We start from the raw sequence: 2,624 nt of genomic DNA on the forward strand, positions 1-2,624 counted from the left end.
GCCCGACCCCCACCGCCGCCCGCTCGTCACGTTGGCGCGCACACCTGGCGACACCGCGTACGAAAACCGACAACGTAGTCGGGCGCGGATTGGGTGGTCAAGGCGTTATCGTTGCCTGTGTATGTGGTTTGTGGTAGTAGTGCCCGGCCGTAAGGGTCGGGAGCGAGTCTTTCAAGGAGGCAGTTAGTGCAGACCAGCTTCAAGACTGGTGACAAGGCGGTTTATCCGGGCCAGGGCGTCGGTGAGGTGATGGGTATCGAGCACACCGAGGTTGCCGGGCAGCGCCAGTCGTTCTACGTGCTGCGCATCCTGGAGAACGGGATGCGGATCATGATCCCGATCAACAAGGTCGGGTCGGTCGGCCTCCGCGAGATCATCAGCGAGGAGGACGTCAAGCAGGTCTACTCCATCCTCAAGGAGAAGGACATCTCGGTCGACTCCACGACGTGGAACCGTCGTTACCGGGAGTACATGGAGAAGATCAAGACGGGCTCCGTCTTCGAGATCGCCGAGGTGCTGCGCGACCTCTACCTCCTGAAGGGCGACAAGGACCTCTCCTTTGGCGAGCGCAAGATGCTCGACACCGCCCGCTCGCTGCTCATCAAGGAGCTGTCGCTGGCCAAGGACTGCTCCGAGGAAGAGATCGAGTCGGACCTGAAGAAGATCTTCAACCTCGCTTGAGCCCCTGGGCCTTTCGGCCCGAGACTCCCTGGCCCCGGGTTCCCTCGTGAGGGACTCGGGGCTTCGTCTTTCCACGCCCCATGAGCGAGCCGCTGCCCACATCACCGGAGCAGGAGGAGCGGGAGCGCCGCATCGCCGAGCTGGAGGCGCGGGCGGCCCGCCGCCGCGTGGGCGTGAAGCCCGTGTCGGCGCTGTTCGCCATCGCCGTGGCGCTCGTGCTGCTGGGGATGCAGTGGCGGGAGTTGGCGTACTTCGTCTCTCCGCGCGCTCCGCTGACGCTGGGCGCGGAGGGGGCCTACCGGTACGAGGCGCTCGACTCCAACCGCTACGCGCAGGTGCATGGCGTGCCCACGGTGCGTGGCGCCTACGAGCGGGACGGCGACGGCGCGCTCTACGTGCTGGTGGGCCTGCGCGACTCGCCCTTCGTGGTGCGCCGGGGCGCGCTGCCCGGCGAGGAGTGGAGGTCGGGAAGGCCGCCGCCCCAGCCGGACCAGCGGCCCTTCGCCGTGCGCGGGCGGCTCCTGGTGGAGGACGAGGCGCCGCGCTACCGCGAGGCGCTGGCCCTGCTGCGGAGCATGGGCGAGGTCCAGCCGCACGAGGGGAAGCTGTGGCTGCTCATCGAGGGCGAGCAGCCGGGCGCGGACCGGGGGCGGATGCTCGTGGCGCTGGCGCTGCTCTCGTTCATCGCGCTCAACGCGGTGCTGCTGGTCAAGGGACTGCGGCGGAGCTGAGCCGCCCGTGAGCCTCGGGGCCGCGTGGCTTCGTTCCGGTGCTGGCGAGGCCTACGGCGCGGCTGCCACCGAGGCCTGTTGCTAGGGCGCTCGCGGCGGCTACGGCGCGGCTGTCACCGTCGTCTTCGGCTTGGGGCTCGGCTCGATCTTCCACCGCCCGCGCCGCTCAGGGCTTCCGCTCGCCCTTCACGCGTCCGCTGGCCACATCGCGGGCGGACGGCGTCGGCGCCGTGGCACCCGAAGGGCGGCCACGAGCGACATCCGTGGCGCTGAGGGTGGCTCCAGCCGGTACCGTGGGAGCAGCCTGAGCCTCGGGCGCTCCGCCCTCCGCGTCACCGGTGGGCGCGCTCGTGCTGCCCTCGGGCTCGCTTGATGCTTCCGGGGCCGGAGCGCCGGGCGAAGCCTCCCGTGCCCCCGTCTCTTGGGCCGTCGAGCCCTGCGCCTCCTCGGGCGACATCGGCTCGGGCGCCATCTGCCGCAGCTGCTTCGTGGAGCCCGGCTCCGTCACCACCGGAGCCTCCTCGTCGCTCGACAGGCTCACCGCGACAAGGGTGACGAGGGCGGCCACGGCGGAGCCCAGGACCGCCGCGAGGAGCGCCACCTTCAGCGAGCCCGCGCCCGTCCAGCGCTGGCCCGTCGGAATGGTGGCCGTCACCGCGGGCACGCCGAGGGCCGGTGTGGCTCCCGGGCCGCGCAGGCGCAGCATCGCGTTGCCCATGGAAATCTCGTCACCGGGCATCACCTCCACCTCGCTGGGGACGCGGGTGCGGTTGACGAACGTCCCGTTCTGGCTGCTCAGGTCCTTCAGGAAGAAGCGGTCCCCACGCCGGGTGAGCTGCGCGTGGCGGCGGCTGATGGACGGGTGCTGCAACCGCAGGTCCGACGAGGACGAGCGCCCCATCACCATCGGCCCCTGCTTCACGGGGACGAGCTGGCCCACGCCGGGCCCCCGCTCGACGTACAGGAAGGCGGGCGCGTAGCCCGGGTCCGAGTACTCGTGCCCCCAGTCGAACCGCGACGCCAGCTCGCGGTCATGGCTGTCAGGCTCCTTGCCCTGCCGCCGGCTGCGTCGCGAGCCCGCCGGGTACTGCGGCACGCGCTGCGGCCGCGGGTCGTCAGCACGCAGGGGGGACACCTCGTCATCATCGAAGGGGAGCTCCACCTCCACGTCGGAGTCCTTCGGCGCCTGCGTGCCCGGAGGGCGGGGAGGGC

At 70.9% G+C, this 2,624-nt stretch carries 3 protein-coding genes; 2 read left to right on the top strand and 1 reads right to left on the bottom strand.

The genetic code is table 11. From position 1 onward, the window contains the following. Nucleotides 1-186 precede the first annotated feature (186 nt). Both HG543_RS52975 and HG543_RS52980 read left to right on the top strand, forming a co-directional pair. Nucleotides 187-681 (top strand): CarD family transcriptional regulator, encoded by a 495-nt coding sequence (locus HG543_RS52975; protein ID WP_013939202.1) that lies wholly within the window; start codon nucleotides 187-189, stop codon nucleotides 679-681. An 80-nt stretch (nucleotides 682-761) separates the two neighbouring features. Continuing rightward, nucleotides 762-1,412, top strand: a complete 651-nt coding sequence (locus HG543_RS52980) for a hypothetical protein (RefSeq protein WP_169352577.1) — start codon at nucleotides 762-764, stop codon at nucleotides 1,410-1,412. 166 nt (nucleotides 1,413-1,578) lie between these two features. Here the strand turns inward: HG543_RS52980 and HG543_RS52985 are convergent. Further along, nucleotides 1,579-2,624, bottom strand: a 1,046-nt coding sequence (locus HG543_RS52985) for an FHA domain-containing protein (protein ID WP_246357943.1), incomplete at its 5' end; no start/stop codon positions are given.

The sequence above is a fragment of the Pyxidicoccus fallax genome (genome assembly GCF_012933655.1).
GTDB classification, from domain to species: domain Bacteria; phylum Myxococcota; class Myxococcia; order Myxococcales; family Myxococcaceae; genus Myxococcus; species Myxococcus fallax.